This window comes from Sphaerimonospora cavernae (assembly GCF_042435035.1).
Taxonomy (GTDB): Bacteria; Actinomycetota; Actinomycetes; order Streptosporangiales; family Streptosporangiaceae; genus Sphaerimonospora; species Sphaerimonospora cavernae.
Genome location: NZ_JBHMQT010000016.1, coordinates 1 through 2,553, shown reverse-complemented (window position 1 = coordinate 2,553; position 2,553 = coordinate 1). Strand labels below are relative to the sequence as shown.

General features: G+C 67.0%; 4 protein-coding genes. 3 read left to right on the top strand and 1 reads right to left on the bottom strand.

Annotated features, from left to right (window positions below):
• Positions 1-278: 278 nt before the first annotated feature.
• Complete coding sequence (locus tag ACFHYQ_RS10400; protein WP_394300905.1) at positions 279-488, bottom strand: hypothetical protein; 210 nt, start codon at positions 486-488, stop codon at positions 279-281.
• Between the two features lie 122 nt (positions 489-610).
• On the opposite strand from ACFHYQ_RS10400, the gene ACFHYQ_RS10395 reads away from it, so the two are divergent.
• The 3 genes from ACFHYQ_RS10395 (at position 611) to ACFHYQ_RS10385 (ending at position 2,545) form a co-directional block, all read left to right on the top strand.
• Positions 611-865, top strand: coding sequence for an adenine nucleotide alpha hydrolase family protein (locus tag ACFHYQ_RS10395; protein WP_394300904.1), 255 nt, complete (start codon positions 611-613; stop codon positions 863-865).
• Between the two features lie 196 nt (positions 866-1,061).
• Positions 1,062-2,156 (top strand): IS1634 family transposase, encoded by a 1,095-nt coding sequence (locus ACFHYQ_RS10390; protein ID WP_394300903.1) that lies wholly within the window; start codon positions 1,062-1,064, stop codon positions 2,154-2,156.
• Positions 2,084-2,545 (top strand): ISAs1 family transposase, encoded by a 462-nt coding sequence (locus tag ACFHYQ_RS10385; protein ID WP_394300906.1) that lies wholly within the window; start codon positions 2,084-2,086, stop codon positions 2,543-2,545. Before ACFHYQ_RS10390 ends, ACFHYQ_RS10385 begins: the two co-directional genes overlap by 73 nt.
• Positions 2,546-2,553 lie beyond the last annotated feature (8 nt).

Sequence of the window (2,553 nt, the reverse complement as noted above, 5' to 3'; positions counted from 1 at the left end):
CCGAGCCGGCGGAGCAGCCGGTAACGGCCACCGATCACCAGACTGGGAGCAGACGTCACGATTGCACCATTCATCGAAAACCATCACAGCCGTTACAGATGATCCCATAACGGCAAGCCCCACTCGACCGCTCCCGCACAGGGGTGAAAAACGCCACCCATTGAGGTGTGGGCGCAGCATGTCCCCCAGTGGCCGCTGACCAGCGCACATAACCTCCGGGAGTGATCGAGTGCCTGTGTGGGCGGGTTTGGTCATTAGGCGGTCTAATAATCCGATTTTTAGGAAAGGTAGTAATAAAATGGTGCAGCCATGACGGCACCGATCGTGGTCACGACCGACAGCTCACCCGCCGTCCCCGCCGCCGTGGGGTGGGCGGCCGACGACGCCGCGCGCAGCCCGGCCCCGAGATCACCACCGAGATGATCGACGGGGATCCCGTCCATGTCCTGCGCGGGCAGGCGGAGCGCGCTACCGAGCGGGTGGTGCATGCCTGGCAGCTGCCGACGTACGTCTACGCCACCTCGACGGTCTATGACCTCGACGAGGTGCGGCGGGCGCACGAGGAGCTCGTGACCGAACGCTCAGGGAATGGCGGGAGAAGCATCCCGGAGTGGACACCGTGCCGGCCGTCGTGTCGGTCCACCCGGTCACCGCCCTCGTCGAGGCCTCGGCGAAGGCGGACCTGGGGGTCGTCGGCTCCAGGGGACGCGGCGTGGTGCGGCCGCTGGTGCTGGGGCCGGACTCGCCGCTGTGGCTCGCTGCGGGAGAATCGGTCGGAGATCCGGCCGACGAGCTCATCGAACATCGACTGCCATCGCGAGGCGGCTACGCTATGGCCTGCGGTCACCGCTCGGTCATCGCTTGACCGTTGATTGTCAGCAAAACACTCGATGATCGCGGTGGCAGTACCTGTCTCGCTACACGCCCTACCAGGCCGCTACCAGAAAGATCTCTATCTACGGCTGAAGCGCTAGACCCGTTTTCCGCACATCGGGGTGGTTGGGGCGTCTCCGGCGCGGCGGGTTGATCACAGCCGGGCGGAGCGATAGTTCCTGTGGCTCGTGAGACAGCGAGCGCAGTGGGGCGCTCCGAGCGTGGAGAAGATGCTCGGAGCGCTGCCGGTGGTGGCCGATTTCTGCTCCCGGTTACGGATCAGACAGATCATCGATGACGCGTGCCCGGTGCGTGATGTGGCCGAGTTGACGCACGGACAGGTCATCGAGGTGCTGGTCGCCAACCGGTTGACCTCGCCCTCCCCGCTGGTCCACGTGCAGGAGTGGGCCAGGACGTGGGCCGTGGCCGAGGCGTTCGGGGTCGATCCCGACCTGCTCAACGACGACCGGATCGGGCGGGCCCTGGACGCGATCGCCCCGCATCTGGATCACCTGGTCGGGTCGATCGGGCTGCGGGCGATCGAGACGTTCGGCGTCGATGTCTGCCGCATGCACTGGGACATGACCTCCATCTCCCTGCACGGCGACTACGAGCAGACCGAAGACGGGTTCCCGGCGCCGAAGTTCGGCCATCCCAAGGATCGCCGCCCGGATCTGAAGCAGATCCAGGCCGGGATCGCGGTGAGCGGTGATGGCGCGGTCCCGCTCTTCCACCGGGCCTTCGACGGCGGCGCCGGGGAGGTGGGGCAGGTCATCGGCACGATGAAAGCGCTGCAGCAGCTCGCCGGCCGGCAGCGCATGTTGATGATCGGCGATTCCAAGCTGATCTCGTACGCGAACCTGGCCGCGATCGACGGCGAAGGGGCCGGCTTCATCGCCCCGGCCTCCAAGACCTACGTCAAGGTGGAGGCGTTACGCGGCCTGGACCTGGGTGCGGCGACTCGGGTCGACTACGTCGCCGCACGGGACGCGGGCAAAAACGCCGACCGGCGGGGGAGCTGGCACGTGATCGAGGATGCGATGAGCCTGGCCGGGCCGCGCAAACGCGATGCGGTGCTCACGTTGCGGCGCGTGTTCGTGCACTCCTCGGCCCGCGCCCAGGCTGCGGCCACCGCCCGCGCCAAGAAACTCGATCGTGCCCGCGATGACCTGCAACGCCTGGAGCGAGGGTTGGGCAGCCGCCAACAACTATCCCACCGCCGAGAAGGTCACCGCCCGCATCGCTCCTGGACAAACGGATCGGCGCCTACCTGGCGGCACTGACCGGCGCCCCGTCTACCGACACGGGACCTGGGCCGGCCGGACTGGCCATCGACGGCAAGACCCTGCGCGGCAGCCGCACCACCGACGGCGCCGCGGTGCACCTGCTGTCGGCCACACTGCACCACGGCCAACTCGTGCTCGCCCAACGCCAGATCGACGCCCACAGCAACGAGATCGGCGCGTTCACCCCGCTGCTGGACCACCTCGACCTGGCCAGGAAGGTCATCACCGCCGACGCCATGCACACCCAGCACGAGCACGCCAGGCACATCCTCGCCCGCGGCGGCCACTACATCTTCATCGTCAAGGCCAATCAACCCAGCCTGTGCCGCTGTCTCAGAGGACGGTTCGAGAGGGTATGCCCAGAAATGCGTAGCGTGATTGTGTGAATTTGTAG

Excerpts from the sequence above, each read along its gene's own strand:
- ACFHYQ_RS10400 (WP_394300905.1), bottom strand. The coding sequence starts at position 488 with ATGCACCACCCGCTCGGTAGCGCGCTCCGCCTGCCCGCGCAGGACATG.